Raw genomic sequence first — 21,509 nt, forward strand, 5'->3', positions numbered from 1 at the left:
GAAAATCATTCAGATGCACTAGAGTTTAAGTTAGACGAGAAAAACAATTTATATATTAAAAGCATAAAAATACCCGTTAAGGCACAAAAAATACTCGCTAATAGTATACCTAATCGAGCTGAATTAATAAGATTGTTATTGAATGCTAAATTCGCGATGAAGATAGCCATTGTAAATCCAATACCAGTTAATACACTACTACAAGCTAACAATACCCAATTAAGGTCGCTAGGTCTCTTTGCTAACCCAAGCAATTCAGCAATAAAACTAAAACTAAAGACCCCTATAGGTTTTCCCAGGATAAATCCCAAAAATACAGCAAGGGTAACTTTATTAGTAAAATCGGAAAAAGATATTACTACTCCTGCATTAGCTAGCGCAAATAGGGGCAAAATTAGATACCCAATCCAGGGGTGCAAGAGAATTTCAAGTCGCTCAACTGGAGAAAGGGTTTCACGAGCCGCTACTTCAGCCATGTGTAATGCCTTGCGATCATCTGTATCTCCACTCCAATGCTCTCCTGGTGGATAAGAAACCACATGCTCTAAAATTTTATGTAACCGTTTATCACTTATCCAGGCTCCAGTAGGAGTCATTAATCCAAGAATAACGCCAGTAATAGTGGGATGAATACCTGATGCATCTATTGAAACCCATATTAGAGCTCCAATAAAAAAAAATATAACTATACTGCGAATTCCTAATTTTCTCATGATGTACACGAGAATAAACCCTATTAATGATGTAGCAAGAGCTGGCCAAGTAATTCCATTATTATAACCAATAGCTACAACTAAGATTGCGCCAATATCATCAATAATGGCTAATGACAACATGAATATCCGAAGGCTTTGAGGAATATGTTTACCAAATAAAGCCAAGCATCCAATCACAAAGGCAGTATCTGTTGCCATAACAATACCCCACCCATTCTGCCCAGACTCGCCTGCTTGAAGTAAGAGGTAAAATAAAGCAGGTACAATCATCCCACCCAAGGCCGCAATAATAGGAAGAGCCGCTATTTTAGGCTCACGCAACTCGCCAAAGACCAATTCTCGCTTTAACTCTAAAGACACAAAAAAGAAAAATAAAGTCATTAATCCATCATTTATCCAGCTATGAATTGAACGAGAAAATTCAATATTTCCCACGTGAAAGCCTAAGGAGATATCCCAAATAGATAAAAAAAATTTTGACCAAGGCGAGTTTGCCAATATTATTGATATAAAAGCCGATAGTAATAATAAACTAGCTGTGCTTGTTTCAATACGAATAAATCGATCTAAGGGTTTAGATAACCAATGTATAGACTCCTTAGGTAATTGTGGATTTAATGGCACTCAATTATCCTTTTCATTTATGATGCAATAAGTCTAGGCGTAATGCTTGAAGAAAATTTAATTTTTTACGGCTTTCAGAGTCAATAAGAGATATTGCGCGTGAAGTGCGTAAAATTCCTAATACATTGAATTAATTTACAGAATTCCTTTTTCTATGACAAGTTTATTTAATTCTATTATTTTGATTTCCACCTTCATTATCCATAGCTTGTTTTGCTTCATTTTCTTGCGTTTGAATCGACTCTTCAGCCAGCGTAGCCTTGATGCAGCGCAGCGTAATCAAGGTTTCTACTCGCCAAAGCCAAGATTAGTACTAGGCTCAAATATCAAATCACCCCAATTTTTAGAAATAATCCCTTTCTTTACGTAATGATGAAACGAAGAATAAGGCCAGTGGTGTAGTGATTTAACTAAACCATGTTTAATAGGATTATAATGGATATAATTAACATGATTTATAAAATCTGCTTCATCTTTGATTGTATGTTCCCAAAAACGGCGCTGCCACAGGCAAAATTCATTATGTTTTGTTTTAATTAGTGGTAAGCCTGATTTATGTAGGGATTTTGCAAACAGAGTTTTGATCTTTTTCCACCTTTGTGAGTAATCTGAATCGCCTATGGGTAGTTGCCAAATCATGTGAAGATGTTCAGGTAAAATGACATAAGCTTTTATTTGAAAGAACTGCTCTGTTCTCACTTTACCAATTGCTTCTCTAAGTAAATGAATATTCTCAACTAGTAAATTTGATTTCCTATCTTGCAAGGTTACAGTAAAGAAAAATACGCCTCCAGGAGCAGTACTTCTGCGATAATTTACCATTTTGACTTCTTTGCTGGTTGGACGAGTCAATAATAATTTAAAGATTGAAATAAATAAACCTTGATTACGCTGCGCTGCATCAAGGCTACGTAATGATTAGAGTTATTTAGAACCCTTGATGAAAGAATAAATCGATCCAATTAAAAAATGTACTAGAGTTAACGCACCAAATAATAGCCATATGGTTTCAATGCTTTCAATATATAAAAAGGAAAGGTAGCGCGGATAAAAGGATATAAAAGCAAATAGAGTGAAAGTTAGTATGGCGAAAATATTAGTGTATCGCTTATGATTGGTAAGTAATAATTTACATAGGAGAGAATAAACAAAGGCAAAAATTAAGCCATATACCCAGGATATATAAATAATAACTGGCCAACAACCTTTTACATCACTATTGGTGTAATTAAATATTAAAGACACGAGTGTTGCCAATAAATAACTGTAACTGATTATTAATAAATCTCGTGAAAACTCATCTTGCTGCGATAAGTTAGAAGCTGGATTATCTAGAAGCTTTCTCTTTGAGAACAAAGTAGCCATGTAAGCTAATATTAAAGGGCTTACTGTTAATAAACCTTCTATTTTATTGGCTAAACTGATATTCATTAAGATAGGAATAGCTAAAAAGGCTATTAATAAGATGAATGAAAAGAGTAAAGATAATTTTTTAGCTCTAAGATCGGATTTTTCATTGATTTTTAACATAAGTAATTTTAGCTTATACAATAGAGCATCTGCCTAATTTAACAGTAATATTTATCCCAATAAATATTTTTACTAAGTGATTCGAATGAATTGTTAATTTATAGATGCTTGCCCAATGAATAGATTGAAAGATTGAAATAAATAAACCTTGATTACGCTTTGCTGCATCAAGGCTACGCTTGCTAGGTTGGGATAAAGTTAAGTTGTTAGCACCTGTATTTATTGGTGATACTTTATATGCTGAAACAACTATATTAGAAAAAAGAGAATCTAACTCTAGGCCTAGTCAAGGAATTATAAAGGTTGAAATAATAGGATATACCCAAAATAAACAGGCTGTAATCTCTTTTGAGAGAAATATTCTCATTCCTAAGCCGCTTATAAATAGGGGTTAAAAGTAAATTTACGAAAATTAATAATGCTAAGATTAATTGATGGAATCGAAATTAAAATAAAAAATAATATGAAGAAAATAATAATTGCATTAAGCCTTATACCTATAGTCACATTTGCTATCACAAATGAGCAAAAAGAAGCAATGTTAAAGGCTAGTATTGAAGTGCTCAAAAAGCAGGGCCTAGTCACACCTAATTCTGGTGTTCAGGTTTTGTCAAGGCAGGAACTAATGTCATCTGATTGGCAGAAGAAAAAAGAATTAGAGCAGCCACATCAATTAAAAACTAAAGGTTATATTCACGAAACGTCTAATCGTGCTTATGAGCTATTACACTTCCAAGAAGTTATTAAGCGTAATAAAGCAATAGAAGCAAAAATGCATAGACCTGATGAATCACATATGCGACATCATGTAGATGATATGCTTATGGCTTACCAATATGTTGGCGTTCCTCAAAGTGAAATGACAGAATTCATTGGTATAGCGCCTGCTGGAACTTATGTTAAAGAACCTGCGATGGGTTGGTCAGGCGCAGTTGAGTTTTTCAAAACTAGTTTTGGAACCTGTGCTTATATTGAGAATAATCTAACTATTTCTCATGGTGCGGTTCGAGTAGCTGAAGAGGATGCAACTTCTGATGTTAATGGCAAAGTAACTCTGGTTGATGTAAGAGGCAATGAAAATTCAGGTTTCTTGTATCAAGTTGAATGGTTTGATAATAATTTTATTCGTACTTTAGAATGTGCTAATGAAAAATATTCGCCAGATATAACAAAGGCAGTAATAGAGCTTGCCATACGAACTGATAAAGCTTAATTAATAGAAAGCGTAGGTCGGGCGCTTCGCCCATAGCCGTCAGGCTAAGCAAATAGTTCTTTTAGAACCATAGAAAATAATATGTTTAGAATACTGACGGCTTCGCAGCAGAGGTAAGTTTGGGCACTTTTTGGAACGAAGGTGTGCATGGATGCACAACATCGAGCCGCATGGATGGTTTCGGCGCTTCCAAAAAGGGACCAAATTTATCTCTGCCTGCCTCAATCTTGACTCTTGGACGCTTAGCCTGACGGCCATGGGCGATGCGCCCGACCTACGCTTGCTATTTAATGTGTTTAGCTTATATTTTCCAGGTTTGTCCTATTCTCATCAACTAACATAGCAGATTCCTTAGGTTTGATGGTTTTGCCTTTTTTTAGTACCAGTAATTTATTTATCTCAACGCCTATAAATAATATTTGTGAGGAAAAATAAAACCAAATTAAAATAATAATCACCGAACTGGCAGCGCCAAATATGGAGATTCGGCCGCTGTTGTTAATGTAGTAACTAACAATAAATTTCCCTAAGCTAAATAAAATGGCTGTAATAAAAGCGCCTATCCATACGTCCTTCCAGTCAAGGATAACGTCGGGTAATATTTTAAATAGCATGGCAAAAAGTACGGTAATGATGAGGAAAGAAACGACATATTCTAGGCGCATGAAAAAGTATACATTGCCACCAAACATCTCAATAAGAAAACTACTCATCGCAGCAAGGGCGACACTTAGCACCATTGAAACTAACAGAAGAAGGGCAATACCCAAAACCATGCTAAAAGACAGGAAACGGTCTTTAATAACATTAAGCAATCCTCTGCCTGGTTTAGGCATTACGCCCCAAATTCGATTTAATCCATTTTGCAGTTCCGCAAAAACTCTGGTGGTACCAAAAATTAGTAAAGCAATACCAATGAGCTGAGGCATCCTACTCTTACCAGCCTGTTGGCTATTTTCTATCATGGTTTGAATTTGTAACGCAGCTTTTGCCCCTACCAAGTCAGAGGCATGCTCTAAAATACGGCCTTGTGCTGCAGCTTCGCCTAAGAAAAAACCAATAAGAACAATGCAGATAAGCAAGATTGGTGCAAGTGAAAAAACAGTATAGAAGGCTAATGCCGCTGACAAACTGGAGACCCGGTCTATACGCCAGAGTTTAACCAACTCTTTAATTGACTGCCAAACGTTTCTAATGTCCATATTATAGATTCCATAGTAAATGAAACGAGGTTAGACCACTTTCAGCAAGCTATCCTAATAAATCTACTTACTTCTAAGATCGACAATAATCGTATCGCTATTTTTAATATCTTAATTAATTATAAACTACTATATAGCAGCTCATGATGATGGAATTATTTAGGATGCTTTATAAAAAAATAAATTGATCCAATTAAAAAATTTACTAGGATTAACGCGCCAGATAATAGCCATATTGTTTTAATGCTTTCAATATATAAAAAGGAAATATAGCGAGGGTAGAAGGAAATGAAACCCGGGTTCCGGTCCTTTGGACCTGCACCCAGGCTACATTTACTGCATATCCTAGTACCACCACCTTAGCCTGATTCTTAGGGGGTGCGTAGCGGATTAGCAGGCTCCATTATTTTATCAAACTTACTCTGTCAACAGGCAAGGGTAATATTTCTATGCGCGCTAAGATGGTTGCAGCTATAGCAGCGAAAGGATAGTTCTTGATAATGAAATACAACAAAGGAGCTGCTTGTTCTTCAATGCTAGGATCAAATAATCAACGATAAAGCTTTTTACAATTGCACTGCGCCCGCGTTGCTCACTTACCTGAAAATTTTACGCTATAAGCAGCGAGCTCTCTAGGCTAACTTTAAGTATTGTATTGAGATTATTAAATTTTAAATGCATTTTCCAAATTTACCTAACTTAGCTATTTTAATTTAAGCTTCCCTTAATAAACGGGGCAATATAATAGCCGAACCATAAGTTTATAGGATGTAATGCATGAAGTTTTCTCTTCAATATAAAAATAAAGTTGTTATCACATTAGAAATAGGCGAATTTAGCCAAGCAATGAATATTCCCTTATTAACCAGATCTAATATTCTAACTATAAAATTTCCTGGCAAAACCAATTGGTACAATTCTGAAATTGGTACAGAAATACATAATAAATTAGAGGAAATATTAAAGCAAAATGGTGTTGTAAGTAAGGCTAATTTTGCTGGTGTGCCTTATTTTAAGGTCTCTGAACATAAAGGTACAACAAATTTTTCTAGTTCGAGCCAGGAAGTAGTCCTACACATGATGATTGCTGTATGGAAATTCATGCAGGAAAATTCTAATGATATTACACTCTTAGAAAGAGATTATTATAACAGTGACTATACCCGTTTATATGAGACTAATCGCATTGATCGTAATCAATTTAATGATTATGTTAATACAGCATTTGCGTCTCTAACAGCACCAAGAAGAAACCTTATTACAGCCTATGAGCAATACCAAGAGAGCATTTTAACATTACAGGGTGAGCTAAATAAATTTAAATCTAATCTAACAGGTATTTCCTCAAAATATAAAAATACAGGTTATTTAAAGCAAATTACGAGTGATTTTGCAGCTCAGATCAATAATGTATTTAAAGATAAAATATGCTTAACTCCATTAGTTAAGCATGAGGTAGCAAAAGTTATTTCTGAAACTTATCAGAAAGCGGTTGTTGCGCATAAAAAAAATAGCTTTTTTGGCCGAATCGGATGGTCAAGTAGTGATTTTGCCACTGATCTAAGTAAAGCGTTTAAAAAATTCTTACTAGCAGATGGCGTTGATAGTCAAATGATTGCCGCAGTCAAAGCTTCAAATCCTATTGAGATTTGTTATCATACTGCAGAGTATTACTTTAATTTAGTTAAATCAAAACCTAGAGAATTAACAAATTTTCATATGCAGGCGGCGCGGTATCTTAAATTAGCTGTGGATCTTGATAATGGAAGTCATGTTGCCAGCTTTATGGAAAAAATAGACAGGCGATTTATAGCAGAAAGCGCCAAAATTTCTGAGCATATTGCCCTGCATGTCATAAGAACTCCTAAGCTTCGTAAAGATTTAACTCCATATCAGTTAGGAGATATTATTTATTCTACTAATTGGTCAGAAGAAAAGGCAAATGAAGTTATACATATTATTGCAGGGCCTCCGCCTTTAATTGATACATTTTCTCAATTAGAAAGGCTTTGTGGTAGTTTTTCTTCAGCAAATCTTACTATTCTCACTAAGCCTTCTTTGCTTGAATTACAAAAAGTAGGTTATACGCATATTGGTTATGTGTTGCGTGGTGCTTATGGCGCTTTAATAAAAAATATTGATTCTTGTGAGACTGTTTCAGCAGAGCTAATAGACTTCATAGACATCGCTAAAGAAAGCGATAATGCTGTAAAAGAATACAATAGTCATTATACAGGTTTATATGAGTTAAGTGAGAAGTACGCTACTGTTTTAAAAAAATTAGAAGAAAAAGCGTTAGAAGGGCATACAGATTTTCAAGTGTTAGTCGGGCAATTATATAGAAGCTCAAATCCATTTACTCCAAAAAATACAGAAAAGGCATGTGAATTCTTGCTAATGGCTGTGTTCAATAATGAGGAAAGGGCTTTACAAGAGTTACTTGAGATGGATGCTGCTGAAAGCGATGACTCAATTAAATATAGTTTGGGTAAAATTTACTTAGATAGGTTGGATTTTGATAAAGCATTTGACTATTTTTCCCAAGTAACTTCAGCATCGAAACATTATGATGAAGCTATGTTTGAATGTGGAAATATTAAATATTGTATTTCTAAAGATAAAGCTGAAGCATATAGTTTATTCGCTAAAATAAATCCTGATAAAAAATATCATTTATCTGTACTGCTGGAGTCTTGCCGTGACAGAGTAGGCTCTAATCCTTCTATAACAGATATTTATGCAGTGCAGAAAAGGCAGACAATAGACTCAGTGATAGTTTCTGGCCAAGAATTTCCGAAAGATGTTAGAACAGCTCAAGTGTTGTTTGGTAATTCAGAAAATAACAAGGTAAGCCTTGAGCAATTGGAGAAAGTTTGGGGAGAATATCAAAAAATTAAAAAATCAATTTTTAAGAGAAAGACTAGCTCTGAAACATTAGCTGTTTATAATCAAGCAAAAAGCCCTATTTATAATGACATCGGTAGATATCGCATTTTATGTGAATATGCATTAGATAAAAAGAATCAACACCGTGAATTTTATAAGCTTTTAATAAAAACATTTGGTCAAGATTTCTTTCAAGAAAGAAGTAATAATAGCTCATTAATGTTTCAAACTCCTTTAAATACGTTTAAAGGAAAAGATAGGGACAGTTCACAAGAATATCGTTCTATCCCGAGGGTTTAAACTTTTAACATTAGGGATTGAAGTATTCGATAAGGTCTCAAGTCTGTTGATTAAACATCCTGCCAAACTCAACTGGCCTGAGTTTTTAGCTCAAGACAGTTGCTAGGCTTGCTGCTCAATTTCCCTCAGAGTAAGCGTAGCAAGCAAATCGGCATGGGCAATTTCTGCAGATAATCGCTGAATAAGCTCAGCTTCTTTAAATGGAAAATGGTTTCTTTTTTTGGCTTAACTACCATAGAGCTTTCTTCAGTGAGAGGAGGGGTTAGTAAGTAGTTTGGTGTTAAGGTAAACCTGGGATATGGGCTATGCGCTTCTCCCAGGCTTTACTATCCTAGAATTAAAGTGATTAAAACTAAAATAATTTTTTAAGGTGTTATTAAATTTATTATTTTGTTTGGTAAACAACTTAGAACAAAGGATGATAAAGTGGTAGTTATCAACAAAATATATAGATACTTATGAAAATAAAGCAATTTTCTTTCTGTGAAAATCCAAATACTGCCATTCTTAGATTAACCAGAAATTTCGGATTAAAAAAAGAAAATGAACCTCCAAATAAGAAGCTCACCGCAAAGGAAAAAGCTAAAAGAAAGCATGCGTCCCTTGTCTATGAAGAGATGTCTAATCTAATGGAGAAAATGAAAGAGCAGGGAATTAAAGTCATTACTGTAGGCGAAGATAAATACATTAAAAACGAAGTGACTTATTTATATCCTGATCAAGTTTTCTTAACTGATACCGGACATTATTTTGTAGATGAAAGTAAACTTCATTTTGTTCCTGCTTTTTTTAAGTATAAGTCACGTCGAGGTGAAGAAGAAACCCCAACTAAACTTGCAGCAGCGCTTGGCGCAACCATATGGCCTCTACAGCAATTTGATGAAAAGAAAATTATTTTCGAAGGCGGCGACTTTATACAGGCACCTAACCGTTCATTATTCTTTTTAGGTTATGGCCAAAGGACTGAAAAGAGGGCCATTGATGCCATGCGCCAAATAATCAAAAAGACGGTTATTCCAATAAAATTACTGCGCAAAGAATTCTTTCACTTAGATTGTTGTGTATTACCTCTACCTAATGATGCATTGGTTCTTTATGAAGGGGAATATATCAAAGATGCTAATGGACATTTTATTTTAGATAAAAGGGGCTTGCCGCTGTTGAAACCAGGAAGCCAGACTATGACAGAAGCGAGCAGATGTCTTCTGCGTGAGATTTATGATGTAGAGAAAATCATTTTACTCAGTACTGCTGAGGCACTTGCCTTTGGTGCTAACGCTGTGATTTTAAAAAGTGATACAGATAATCGCTATAAACTATTTGTGAATGGCGATTCTAAAGGACGAGAAATAGAAGAAAGCATTGCACTTCAAAATCATTTAATTTCTTATTTTTCACACACGAAAACAAAAATACTAGAAGTCACTGAAAATATGATGGATATCTTCGAAGTACCTTATAAGAGCCTGCATTATTCATATGGGTCTGTTCATTGCACGGTTGAAGAAACTTTTTTGCCACAGATAAATGCTAGTGTGATTACTTAAAAAAATTTACTTTATCATCCTTTTTTACGAAAGCATTTATTAAGTCTCGCATCATTTTTTTGATGCGAGCTTAACAATAAAGGATTATTTAATATCAACGGTATACTTTACAGACTTAGATAATCCGCTATCGCATTTCGAATACAAATAATAACCAAAACTACCGGGTGTGCCAGGTAAGCTATTATCTGTATAAGAGGTAGCTGAGCCACTCCATAAAAAACTATCTTTATAGTTATTTACTTGATATTGGTTAATGGGAAGCGATTGCTCAGGAGTTTGCCAGCGTAAAGTGATTGATTTCTTGTCAGCACTATAGGTCGCACTAATATTGGCAGGAGGCAAACACTGGCCTGAAGATGTTACACGTTTAATTTTATAAATAGGTGGGTTTCTTTGCTCAGATATCGTGTAGTAATTCCCAGCCTCATCATAAGTCACTGCTTCACCTTGTGGTTCTGATGGCGCAGGTACAGATACTAACGGTTCTTGCGTAAAGCGGATGACGTCTTGTTGTTTTAATTTCCTCACTTCATGAATGGTTTCGTAGGTTCTAATTAATAACCCTTCACCATCACGACTCATGTCAGCGCCCGTTATCGTAGACAAAGGAAATTTGCCGAGGTATTGCAGATAATTGGTTGAGCCGGAAGTGTCCATGGTTTGGAATTCAAAAAATTCCGTTTTTGTAGCCTTGGATATAATATAAAGTTTTTGTGTTTGTTCGTTAAACATCAAAGCTTCTGCGTTATATCTAGCATTATTGGGGTAAGCAAATTTCATCTTTTTAACAGTAACATCAATATTTTTGCAGCCAGAAACGCCATTGAGGTTGGGTTCGGGCATGACATTAATGTAATAAGAACTTCTGGCCTTGCCATTATCACCTATATCGCCTAAAAAGAGTGTTTCAAAACCTTGATAGTTTCCTAAAGCGATGTCTTCAATATCTACATTAGAGGCGCTCTTCATGGTAATTCTTGCACTACAGCTACCATCTTTCAGATTGATGGCATACACTATTGCCGCATTTCCACTGTCGTTATGTACCCATGCAATGCCCGGATTTTTTTTTACTCATTACCAAGCCTGAGGCTTCAACTATGGCAGAATAATTAACGGTGACTAATTTAACAGGCTTTTCATAAACAGGAGCTAAGGAATCTGCAAAAATTAAGGGAGAAAATAAAATGAACAACCCAATTTTTAATTTTTTCATATAAGTCCTTAAGTTAATAATCCCAAATAACTGCAAATTTTATTTATTAGCCAAGTCTATTTGTTTTCTCACAAACACCCTTAAAACATTTAGTCATGCGTTGTTCAGGCATAAACTTCTGTGTAAACCCAGGCTTTAGGTAATTATCATAATTGGTATCATTAGTAAGGTAACGTTTAAAAAAGGCGGTACCATAGAAAGCTAAAAAGTGTGAAAGTTTATCTTCATCTAAATAACGAGGAAAGTTTCCAGGTGGGATATCAAATACCCAGGGCAATGGATTATAACCGTAAAGGTATTCTAGTTGCGTGTTAAAACTTGGGAGCGTTGCTGACCAATAATTAGAAGAGTCTATGACAATATTTGTTAGTGAATAATAATTAGCAGGGATAGTTGTTTTTGGACAAGTATTTAGTAAATTGCTTAGCCCAGAATTCGTGCTAACACCGCCAAAGAAAAGATTCTCATTGGGTAGAAATGCTTGCGGATTAGGATTTGCTGCCAAAAATTTAAATTGTGCCTCATAAATTGCACAAAAACTTGAATCTAGCTGATGGGCACTATTTTTAAGAATGACTTCATACTTAGGTGCTTGCTGACTAGGGAGTAAATTAAAGACACGATTACGTGCATAAGATGAGTCACCATAAATCGTAAACACTGGCAAGGTAATTGAACGAATATTTTCATTACTGCTAACAGGCGCTTCTATATAATCATCGCTTGCACAAGTTTCATAAGGCATAATCGCTTTAAAACGTGGGTTTGCTGCAATACCTAAGGTGTTTGAACCACCGGCTAAAATTAATGCATTACAAGCACCTAATGAAAAACCTGCGGCACCAAACTGATTAATATTAATATGATTTTGAAAAGATGGCGTATTTGTATCTTGACTATTTTTAGTAATTAAATTTTCTACTAAAAAATTAATGTCGGCAATATTATCAGGGGGGATAGTAAAATCAAGATTACTGTAAACATAATCAAGGCTCTGAATATTAGGTGCCAATAAATTATAATAATAATTAGTATATCCATTGCCATGATTAAGTGCGGCTACAATAAAGCCATTGTTAGCTAAACGCTCTGCTACTTTGTAAAATTCAATTGCTTGGCCGCCATTACCATGCGAGTACACAATCACTGGAAAATTACCGGGAGCAACTGGTAAATTTTCAGTTGCAATTTTAGAATAAAAATTAATTGTTGCCTCACCAGGGCACACCACTTGTGAATAAGGCGGTGGCGGAGGATTGGCGTTGGGGGCAGAGGGTGGAATATTGTTAAATGGTGCATTCAGTGCTGTTTTAGCAAGTGGGCCTAGTAGCTCATAATCATTTCTACAATTGGCAATGGTTGTTGGAAAGGGTACATATGGGGGCATATCACTTTCTACCGTGTGGTTAAAAGTATATTCAGCTAAGGGACTTGTTACCGTTGATTGGGAAGGGTACCAAATATCAACAATAAAACGTCGGCCACGATTTTCATAAAGTGAGCGCACAAACGCTTCTTGGAGACCATAACTTTGATAAATACTATCAGGAATAATGACATTGGGTGCTCGACTAAAATCTTGCAAGATAATGCTAGTATGTCCTACCCGATACGGGCCTTCTAAAGCCGGGGGTAAAGCAATTGCCCACACAAGCTTAGGTAAAAGATAAATACTCAACGCTAATTTGAGGTAGCCTTTGCAGCGCATGCTAATCCTTTAGCTTGTGATTAATTCATTTACAGTAAATCAATCCTCTTTTTTTTTCAATGGGTTTTAATCAATGAGACAGCGTGTAAGATTATTAAAATATTTATAATGCGTACGCTTAAAAAGGGCAATTTAATAGGCGCTATGTATTACCAAGCCGCCTATAATTAGCGCCTTGGTATTAACATACGCAATATGACGTTAAAAGGGTGGGTAAGTGATGCGAATATCTTCTTCAAATCCTATTATAGTGCCTTGACCGGCAGCTACATTATCGACACTGTTATTAGTTTCGAAAATATCACTGTAAAATTGATAGCCATAAATACCGAAGGCATTACCGCCGCGCTCGTTACTGTTGCCACCTTGCACCAACGTTATCGTGTTGTTATTAATAGCCACGTTATCGCCTGAGTTAATGGCTTCAATTCCCACGGCATCGCTGCCAATGTTATTGCCCGTACCGCCATAAATGGCTGAGACATTATTTTGGGCAATGAGCATGGTGGTATTATCAAGTCCATCATTATAATCATTGAGCGCAAAGATACCTATACCATTACCGCCAATACCGCCCCCATTACCACCCGCTACTTGGTTAATTGTGTTTTGAATTAAACGAATCCTGCCTCCGAATTCTCCTCGAGCCTGAATGCCCATGGCATTACCGCCTATTGCGTTGTTACCGCCAGAAACATTAATAATGGTATTTGCTTGTGCGGTTAATGTGCCATAAATTTGAGAAAGTTGAATGCCACTAGCCACGCCGCCCTCAGTTAAGCCATCACCGGCTGCAATGTTATCAACAATGTTATTATTCACATACGCCTGTCCGCCATAATTAGCAAGGTTAATCCCATTTACTTCATCGGTTTGTGAGCTGCCTCCTAAAAGCGCTGTTATTGTATTGCTCTCTATGCGGGCACTACCGACTTGATTATTGATGTTAATCCCATTAGTAGTGGTTGAATTCGTCGCATTACCAGACACTAAATTGGCAATGGCATTATTGCGTACGACAACGTGGCCCTGGCCATTGTTAAACACCATTAGCCCATAAAGCGATTGATTTTGACCGCCATTAAGTGCACCGGTTAAGTTAGCGAGAGTATTTTGATTAAAATTAATTAAACCTACGGTTTGGTTTTCACCCCATAGACCATACATAGCTGTATTAATCGTGGGATTAAAATCAGTTATCGTATTCTTAGCAATAGTCATACTGCCGCTTTGCTCATTTATTACAGAAATACCATACAAGGCATGATACTCTTGCGCGTCTGTCGTGCTTAATGCCTCAACTGTATTGCCTACTAGATTAAAATAACCATCACCTACGTTTTGGCCGGCAATGCCATAGACTTGACCTACGAGCGGCTCATCGATATTAACCCCGCTACCAATATTGTTGACGCGTGAATTGGTAACGCGAATGTTGGTGCCCACAAGATTCATACCATAGCCAGCACGGGTATTATTGCCAGTAAAGTTACGTACTTCGACTGCATTAATCGCCAGTGTACTGACTGGACTTAGGGCATGGCCTGCGACAATGCCGATGGGTTGCCGGGCGCTTGTACCATCCAAGGTTAAGTTTGCTAAAGTATTATTTCCTTGTAATTCCAATGTCCCATTGATAATCGGTTGATTGCCCAAAGGGGCTGGTGCTCTAAACGCTAAGGTTCGGCCATAGATGGACTGGCCGGATAAGATAAATAAATAATGATTATTCGCGCTAATATCAAACAGTCCTTGCTCTAAATAAAGTTTAGGGTCAAGCGTATATTGACTGATTAAGTTTAAATTCGCTTGATTAAACTGAGTACTGTAACAAGGGTGTTCATACGTACAGCTCATTGGCGTAACAAATGACGTATCACCCGCAGTGCCTGAAAAAAACCACACATTATCACGAGTCAACACATCCTGGCTGGTTTTAAACCAGGCACGCTCGCTTGGAATAAAACTGCCGGTGTTTAGTGTGCCTAAATGGCGCGGTATTTCATCACTTAAGCGGTCAGACAAGTTGGTTTTCGCAGTCGGACTCACGCCTCCTAGTTGCAGCGTTAAGCCCAAAAAAACCGTATTATGATGCACATTGTCATAACTATCTGCGAGCTTTAACGTTAATCTTGAAGTCATTGGAATATTAATGCCGCCCTGCACGCCATCAATGGTGTGCATTTTCTCAGGGGAATAATAATAAGCGCCAATGTAGGGCCGCACGTAATGAAAATTAGCAAACGTATTACCAAGAATGACATCAGCCCCAGGGCCAACGGCTTCAAAATAACTGCTTGTATAACTATACTCTTGACGACTATTAAAGTGACTAATGGTTTGGGTCACCGTGCGATGATTAGGTCCATACTTAATTAAGGAGGTTTGTCGATTAGCGGGCACATACGCATTTAAGTGAAAATCAACCGTATGACCTAGCCATTCAAGACCCGGATTAAAAACGATGGCATCATGATTAAGTGTTGTTTTGCTAAAATCGGCAAACGTATAAAGGCCTATAATGCCACCTACACGTACTTCACGAAATCCTAGGCCTGCCGACAAGCCATAGCTGCCTTCTTGACCAACTTTTGCGTCGAAATTAGAAAAAAGATTATGCATATTTGAGGCACTTAATGGCATAAGAATGTCAGCTAACCCTAGACCGGAACTGCTTCCTTCAAACGCACTAGCGCCACCAGACAAAGACGCACGCGCCACATGCTTAAGCTCGAGAAAGTCTGTTAAAGTAGCTGCTTTGGCAGAACATGCGAGACATAATAGACAACATACTGTACTCTCAATAAAAGCGCCTTTCCATAAGTGCATGAATCAATCCTTTTTATTTTATTAACTGCCCAAGTGGATAGTATTCTTAAACTAATAGAAATCATTATTCCTTAGTTTCTTATGTACGTAAATAGTGAAACAAATTGAAAAAAAAAGCAGTTTGCTTTACTGTGAATGAATTAACCATAAGCTAAAGGATTAGCATGCGCAGTAAGGGGTACTTAAAGTTTACTTGGGGACTCTGCTTTTTATCAAATCTGTTGTGGGCAGTGGCCTTACCGCCGACCTTAGAAGGTTCTTATCGTGTGGGTCATACCAGTATTATGTTACAAGACCTAAGCCGCGCACCGCTGATTATTATTCCTGAGATTATTTATCAAAGTTATGGTTCTCAAGAAACTTTTGTCCGTTCACTTTATGAAAATCGAGGTCGACGTTTTATTGTTGATATTTGGTACCCGACCCAGGCAACAGCAACAAGTCCTTTAGCGGAATATACTTATAATCATATGATCGAAAGTGATTTGCCGCCTTTTGTGCCTTTTCCAGCAACTGTTGCTGATTGTGATAACACTAATCCACAGTTGGGTCCTATTGCTAAGACGTTGCTAAACACCCCTTATGGGCCACCTAATGCACCGGAACCGCCACCTGATGCTCTTCTACCATTGCCACAATTGGTTTGTCCTGCACGTATGCATATTAGTTTTTACTCTAGGCAAGCCGTTGAAAATGTACCCGTTGCCTCTGGGGCCTTTCCAGTGATTGTCTATTCACATGCTTATGGTGGTGATCCATTTGAATTTTATAAAGTGGCAGAGCGTTTAGCAAATAATGGTTTTATTGTCGCTGCAGCCAATCATGCTGATAATTTACTTAATAATGCCATCGTAAGTTATGCAGCTCCAAACATTCAAAGTCTTCAGTTTGTCTACAATAATGATACTTTTGCTACGGTCCCACCCGATAATATTGCTGATATTAATTTTCTGGTTGAGAATTTAGTCGCTAAAAATACGCAAGATTCTAGTATTCCTTCTTTTCAAAATCACATCAATGTTAATCAATTTGGTGCAGCGGGCTTTTCCTCAGGTGCTTGTAATACAGTCATTTTAGCGGGCGGATCAACTACTTTAAATATTGCCCCTAACCCGCGATTTAAAGCCATTATGCCCTATGAAGATTGTGCTGCTTTACCCATTGAGGCTCCAGCTAGTAGTAAAGCCAACATTCGTTCAATTACCTTGCCAGTGTTTACGATTTATGGTGACTCATCTTATGCACGTAATCGTGTCTTTAATTTACTCCCTAGTCAGCAAGCACCTAAGTATGAAGTCATTCTTAAAAATAGTGTGCATCAGCTAAATTCTTCTCTTTGTAGTTTTTTTGACGCCTCTTTTAGAGTGCTCGCAACCAATCCCAATTTACAACCGTTGGATACTTTTTTCCTAGGTTATTTTCTTGATAATAATGTATTTGGTTTAAGTAGTTTATTTCTTTATTGCCCAAAATCTAATACGCCAGCTAATTATTACACGTTAACTAATATTCTTAATACCCTAGATAATTATTGGTCATCAAATAACAGTTACCTGCAAACACGAAATTATATTTTTGGTAGTAGTGTTCCTTGGATATTTGATATACCACCTGGCAATTACCCTCAATTTTTAGATGAGGACAAGGTCTCACAATTTTTAGCCTTTTATGGCACCGCTTTTTTTAAACGTTACCTTACCAACGATGTTAGTTATGACAACTATCTAAAACCAGAATTTACTCAAAAATTTATGCCTGAGCAACGAATGACTAAGTGTTTTGATGGTGTTTGTGAGAAATCAAACAAGAGCCGTTAAATGATAACATGTAGCTAAAAGGTTTTTCAGATGAAGGATAGGGAATAAAAGCCTGGAAATTACTGCGCAAGGTGATTGTAGGCACTTGGCTGTTATTGAATACAGTCTTTATATATGCGGGCACACCATTATGGACGTTTACACCATTAACGCCTACGCAACTTACTATTACAGCCAACGATACTGCCACAATTAGCTATCAAATCACTAATCAATCTAAACATACACATACACTCGCTCTGCGTCCAATTTAGGGGGCATCCAAGACACTTAATATAACTAGTTTTAGCAAACATAGTTTGGTTGAAGCAGTGCCAAACCCAGATTTCGGTCCTACCGACCTGCACCTAGACTATGTTGGCTGTTCTTTTCTATAAGGGCTGCAAATTCTTATCAATAAATAATAAACTTGTCGTATTTTTACAATATTTGTTCATTAATCTTATTCATAATATGGCTAAGTATTTTATGAAAGGGTTTTTATAATCATGAAAAAATTAGGGTTTTTTGCATTACCAAAATTAAATTTAAATAGCTTAGAAAAAAAGGTAGAGAACGAGGTGCCTCGTAATGAGATTTCTGAGCAGCCGAATAAAGCAGAGATACCTAAAAATATTCATTTTGTTTGGGTAGGTGGAAAATTACCTGAAGAGAAACTTGAAAAGATAAAAAATTGGCGAGAAATGAATCCTGAATTTGAAATCATGGTATGGACTGATACTCCTACAAAAAATGGTTATTTGCCCACATCTTCTGAAGATATAAAGTATGATTCTTTTAATTATTCTGATTATTTATCAAGCTTAGATCAGTTTGATATTGAAACTCAGAATTCACTAAAGAAAATATTATATTCAGAAATCTATTTGCCGGAAGGAAATTATGCTGCAGTAAGTGATATTGTGCGGTTACTGGCGTTATATAAACATGGCGGATTTTATTTTGATTTTGATGAGCAGCCCACAGACTTAAAAAAACTAATTCATTGTTTAACTGAGCCAATTTATGGCGGTGGAAATATAAAAGAGAGAGAGTCAGTGGCAAATAATGTCTTAACTAGCAATACCATTAAAAATCAAGCTTTGTTAGGGTATATAAAGGAAATCATTCAGCGATATGGTGAGAACCCATGCGCTGAACTAAAAGAAAGATTTTTATTACATCCTCTGTGTAATGAAGAATCCATTAAAAATATCTATAACAAGTATAAAGATTTATTTAAGAAAGACCTTATTGATAAGGGAAAGAACGAATTAGATGCAATGAAAATGTGTAATAACTTACTTGAATCTTCTGAAAATTTTAAAGAATTTGAAGCATTTTTAATTAAATATCATCCTTATCTTTATGAGAATTTTTCACGTCGAATTGTAGATCAAGAAACTGGGCCAGGTGTTATGAAAAAAGCGCTTGGGGACGTTAAAAAACTATACTCAATGCTGCCTGAAGGTGATTTAGAGAATTTTCAAATGGGCGCAGAGCATAGTTGGTGGAAGCTTCCCCCAAAACAACGAGATGCATGGTTGCAGTGCGTTCATCTTCATCGTTTCATTCCAGTTGGAGAGCTGAGTTCCATTTCTGACCGTGTTATTGAGAATTACATGGCGAAAACGACAGGTGATGAATTAAATAATAATGGTATTCCTCTTGATTGGAGAAACCAAGATTTATCGAATAGCTTATCTATTAAGCCAGAAATGATAACGTTTCATTTAGAAAGGTTCCAAGAGGAATATCAATCTTGTCAAATTCTTAAAAAGGACGAGGTGAGACAAGAGGTAGAAGAAGACGAAGCTTCGGTGCAGTACTGTCAACTTAGGTGCTAATCTAGGCGTTAGTTTTATTAGCTGGCAGAACCTGCTTGTAGCAGCTGCCTCTTGGTTACATAAGATGTTAATAGTTACCATAACTTAAGCGCCACATCGCTGGATACTGCGGCCAAGCCGCGGTAATTCGTTTTTTTCTTTGGTTTCTTACTATTCTATTGAATTACCTCAGTTTGACACATTATCCAATCTGATTGTCGTGTTTTTACAATACATGAACATATAATATGTTATAATTGATTAAATTTAAATCAAAATGGTTGGTAATATGGCTTGGCAATCACATTATTTTAAACGAGATATAAGTGAAGTACGTGCCGTGGGTGAGTTTAAAGAAGCCTTTAAACAAGTCACGCAGGAAATGGTAGAAGACGTGAGATGGACGCAAGAAGAAAAAGAGGTTATGCAATTAATCTCTGAAAATAATGATCCTAGAGCAATTCATCGGCAAATTCAGTTGGATAATGAATCAAATAAAAAAATAGCCGATGTGTACTTTATGGTTTTGCTTAATTCGCTTATTCGCAGCAAAATACAGGTGCCCTTTAAATTACCTGAAAAAGAAATTAGTTCTTGGCCTAACGATTACCCAATAGAGCAATTTGCCAAGGATATTCTTAAGCATAAAAAAAGTTTGAGCTCTTCGCCTGTTGGCAATGAGATTATGAAAGCTGCTTCTGACTACGCTGTACTCTATGAAAGCACGGTAGGTAAAACAGCTCATCAGACTACAGACCGCTCAGAAAAGGCGAGTTCTAAATTGAGCAAATCTTCGGCTAGTTCAACATTCGACAACGTTAGTAATACCTTAGGATTTTTGTATGGATTATCAGATGGCTTATTGTCGACTCTTTCTAATCCATATCCTAGTACAACTACCATGATGAGCGAATCAGCAAGGGTAGGGTATGCTGCAGGAATTTTCGCTAAAGCTGTATTTGAGCTTGGTAGTCTCGCTATCCACCTTATGAAGTAATATTGACATGCTCTTTTAGTCCATTACAGAGAGTCGTTAATGAAAAAGAGCTAATACTCATTAGTTTTTAACGTTGAGATAGGCCATAAATTAAACTAAAATAATTATATATGCACAGATTCGGTGTGATTTTTATGGTAGTTCATCGTATGGATTTACATCCTCTTTTGGTTCCATATATCAGTAGCATAGACATATTTCACTCAGTCTCACCGTTTCCGTTCTACTTATATCCGAGTTTATTAACTACCATTAGTTTTCAATATGAGGGTGAACCTGTTGTGGTTAGCAAAGAAAATAAAAGCGAAAAAATTAAAAACTGTAGTGTCTTTGGATTAATAACAAAACCTTGTAAATATCAAGTGCTTAAGCCATTAAAAACAGTCATAGTAAGAATGTATCCTTGGGCAATTCCCAAATTTTTTAAAGAATCAGCACATGTACTCTCTAATCAATTTATTGGTCTAGATGATATGGTAGGCAGCCAAAAAATTGGTATTTTAGAGGAGCAAATTCAAAAAGATACGTCGCCTTTCGCAATTATGACTCTTATTCAGAAATTTTTTATTGAATTATGTTTAAATAATGAGAATACTGAATTTGAGCGTATTATAAAGATTGTGAGTGAAATTGCTCAAAGTCCATGCGGAACTATTCAAGACATTGGCAAAAAATATGCATTTAGCCAGCGAAGTATAGAGCGCAAGTTTCTAGGGATAATAGGATTAAGTCCTAAAAAATTTATGCTTTCCGCTCGTTTTCAACAAACGCTTAAGAGTTTAAAGAGGGGGGCCAGTTGGTCATCAATTGCGAGTGATTTTAATTTTTATGACCAATCCCATTTCATTAAAGAATTTCAGGCATTTACTGGTACTACTCCTCAGCAGTTTCTATTAATAAACTTTCCTGTAAAAAATCCCTATGAATGTATTTCTTTTTATCAACAACAAAATGATACTGAAGGGACTCTCAATTTAATGATGTCCAGGCCATCTCAAGCATAGATTGGGTCGCGGCCCAACATGTAAATGCCTCTTATTTCTCAATATCTTTGCGTTACACTAATAAATTAATGGGTTTTCAAATAGCGTAAAATACTCTATCTTAGAAAATGAA

At 36.3% G+C, this 21,509-nt stretch carries 16 protein-coding genes; 8 read left to right on the top strand and 8 right to left on the bottom strand.

What is annotated here, in order from left to right; translation table 11 throughout:
- Positions 1 to 5: 5 nt before the first annotated feature.
- The 3 genes from nhaA to DYE47_RS05065 all read right to left on the bottom strand — a co-directional run bounded on the left by nhaA (position 6) and on the right by DYE47_RS05065 (position 2,870).
- Positions 6 to 1,340: a Na+/H+ antiporter NhaA gene (gene nhaA / locus DYE47_RS05055; protein WP_115302219.1), complete on the bottom strand. Its 1,335-nt coding sequence runs from the start codon at positions 1,338 to 1,340 to the stop codon at positions 6 to 8.
- A gap of 288 nt (positions 1,341 to 1,628) precedes the next feature.
- A complete protein-coding gene (locus DYE47_RS05060) occupies positions 1,629 to 2,162 on the bottom strand; it encodes an REP-associated tyrosine transposase (protein WP_115302220.1) in 534 nt (177 codons plus the stop codon).
- Between the two features lie 102 nt (positions 2,163 to 2,264).
- Positions 2,265 to 2,870 (bottom strand): hypothetical protein, encoded by a 606-nt coding sequence (locus tag DYE47_RS05065; protein WP_115302221.1) that lies wholly within the window; start codon positions 2,868 to 2,870, stop codon positions 2,265 to 2,267.
- Between the two features lie 179 nt (positions 2,871 to 3,049).
- On the opposite strand from DYE47_RS05065, the gene DYE47_RS05070 reads away from it, so the two are divergent.
- Complete coding sequence (locus DYE47_RS05070) at positions 3,050 to 3,265, top strand: hotdog family protein (RefSeq protein ID WP_115302222.1); 216 nt, start codon at positions 3,050 to 3,052, stop codon at positions 3,263 to 3,265.
- Between the two features lie 23 nt (positions 3,266 to 3,288).
- Positions 3,289 to 4,083 carry a hypothetical protein gene (locus tag DYE47_RS05075; RefSeq protein ID WP_115302223.1) on the top strand — a complete coding sequence of 265 codons (795 nt, stop codon included), beginning with the start codon at positions 3,289 to 3,291 and terminating at the stop codon, positions 4,081 to 4,083.
- A gap of 296 nt (positions 4,084 to 4,379) precedes the next feature.
- Here the strand turns inward: DYE47_RS05075 and DYE47_RS05080 are convergent, their stop codons facing one another.
- Positions 4,380 to 5,285 carry a YihY/virulence factor BrkB family protein gene (locus DYE47_RS05080; RefSeq protein ID WP_115302224.1) on the bottom strand — a complete coding sequence of 302 codons (906 nt, stop codon included), beginning with the start codon at positions 5,283 to 5,285 and terminating at the stop codon, positions 4,380 to 4,382.
- Positions 5,286 to 6,062: 777 nt separating this feature from the next.
- Between DYE47_RS05080 and DYE47_RS05085 the strand changes: the two genes are divergently transcribed.
- On the top strand, positions 6,063 to 8,471 hold the full coding sequence (locus DYE47_RS05085) for a tetratricopeptide repeat protein (protein ID WP_115302225.1): 2,409 nt from the start codon (positions 6,063 to 6,065) through the stop codon (positions 8,469 to 8,471).
- A 458-nt stretch (positions 8,472 to 8,929) separates the two neighbouring features.
- Positions 8,930 to 10,018 carry an arginine deiminase-related protein gene (locus DYE47_RS05090; protein ID WP_115302226.1) on the top strand — a complete coding sequence of 363 codons (1,089 nt, stop codon included), beginning with the start codon at positions 8,930 to 8,932 and terminating at the stop codon, positions 10,016 to 10,018.
- A gap of 84 nt (positions 10,019 to 10,102) precedes the next feature.
- Here DYE47_RS05090 and DYE47_RS05095 read toward each other — a convergent pair whose 3' ends face one another.
- The 4 genes from DYE47_RS05095 to DYE47_RS05105 form a co-directional block, all read right to left on the bottom strand.
- Positions 10,103 to 10,990 (bottom strand): hypothetical protein, encoded by an 888-nt coding sequence (locus DYE47_RS05095; protein WP_115302227.1) that lies wholly within the window; start codon positions 10,988 to 10,990, stop codon positions 10,103 to 10,105.
- Positions 10,991 to 11,060: 70 nt separating this feature from the next.
- On the bottom strand, positions 11,061 to 11,237 hold the full coding sequence (locus DYE47_RS16000) for a hypothetical protein (RefSeq protein ID WP_160149846.1): 177 nt from the start codon (positions 11,235 to 11,237) through the stop codon (positions 11,061 to 11,063).
- A 46-nt stretch (positions 11,238 to 11,283) separates the two neighbouring features.
- A complete protein-coding gene (locus DYE47_RS05100; protein ID WP_115302228.1) occupies positions 11,284 to 12,945 on the bottom strand; it encodes an alpha/beta hydrolase family protein in 1,662 nt (553 codons plus the stop codon).
- Between the two features lie 201 nt (positions 12,946 to 13,146).
- Entirely contained in the window at positions 13,147 to 15,774 is a 2,628-nt protein-coding gene (locus DYE47_RS05105; RefSeq protein WP_115302229.1) for an autotransporter outer membrane beta-barrel domain-containing protein, read from the bottom strand.
- A 164-nt stretch (positions 15,775 to 15,938) separates the two neighbouring features.
- Here DYE47_RS05105 and DYE47_RS05110 point away from each other — a divergent pair, with 164 nt between their 5' ends.
- From DYE47_RS05110 to DYE47_RS05130, 4 genes are all read left to right on the top strand, one after another.
- On the top strand, positions 15,939 to 17,591 hold the full coding sequence (locus DYE47_RS05110) for an alpha/beta hydrolase family protein (protein ID WP_115302230.1): 1,653 nt from the start codon (positions 15,939 to 15,941) through the stop codon (positions 17,589 to 17,591).
- 488 nt (positions 17,592 to 18,079) lie between these two features.
- Entirely contained in the window at positions 18,080 to 19,417 is a 1,338-nt protein-coding gene (locus DYE47_RS05120; protein WP_115302232.1) for a glycosyltransferase family 32 protein, read from the top strand.
- Between the two features lie 268 nt (positions 19,418 to 19,685).
- A complete protein-coding gene (locus DYE47_RS05125) occupies positions 19,686 to 20,393 on the top strand; it encodes a hypothetical protein (protein WP_115302233.1) in 708 nt (235 codons plus the stop codon).
- Positions 20,394 to 20,542: 149 nt separating this feature from the next.
- A complete protein-coding gene (locus DYE47_RS05130) occupies positions 20,543 to 21,397 on the top strand; it encodes a helix-turn-helix domain-containing protein (protein ID WP_160149847.1) in 855 nt (284 codons plus the stop codon).
- Positions 21,398 to 21,509 lie beyond the last annotated feature (112 nt).

Source organism: Legionella beliardensis (assembly GCF_900452395.1).
Classification (GTDB): domain Bacteria; phylum Pseudomonadota; class Gammaproteobacteria; order Legionellales; family Legionellaceae; genus Legionella_C; species Legionella_C beliardensis.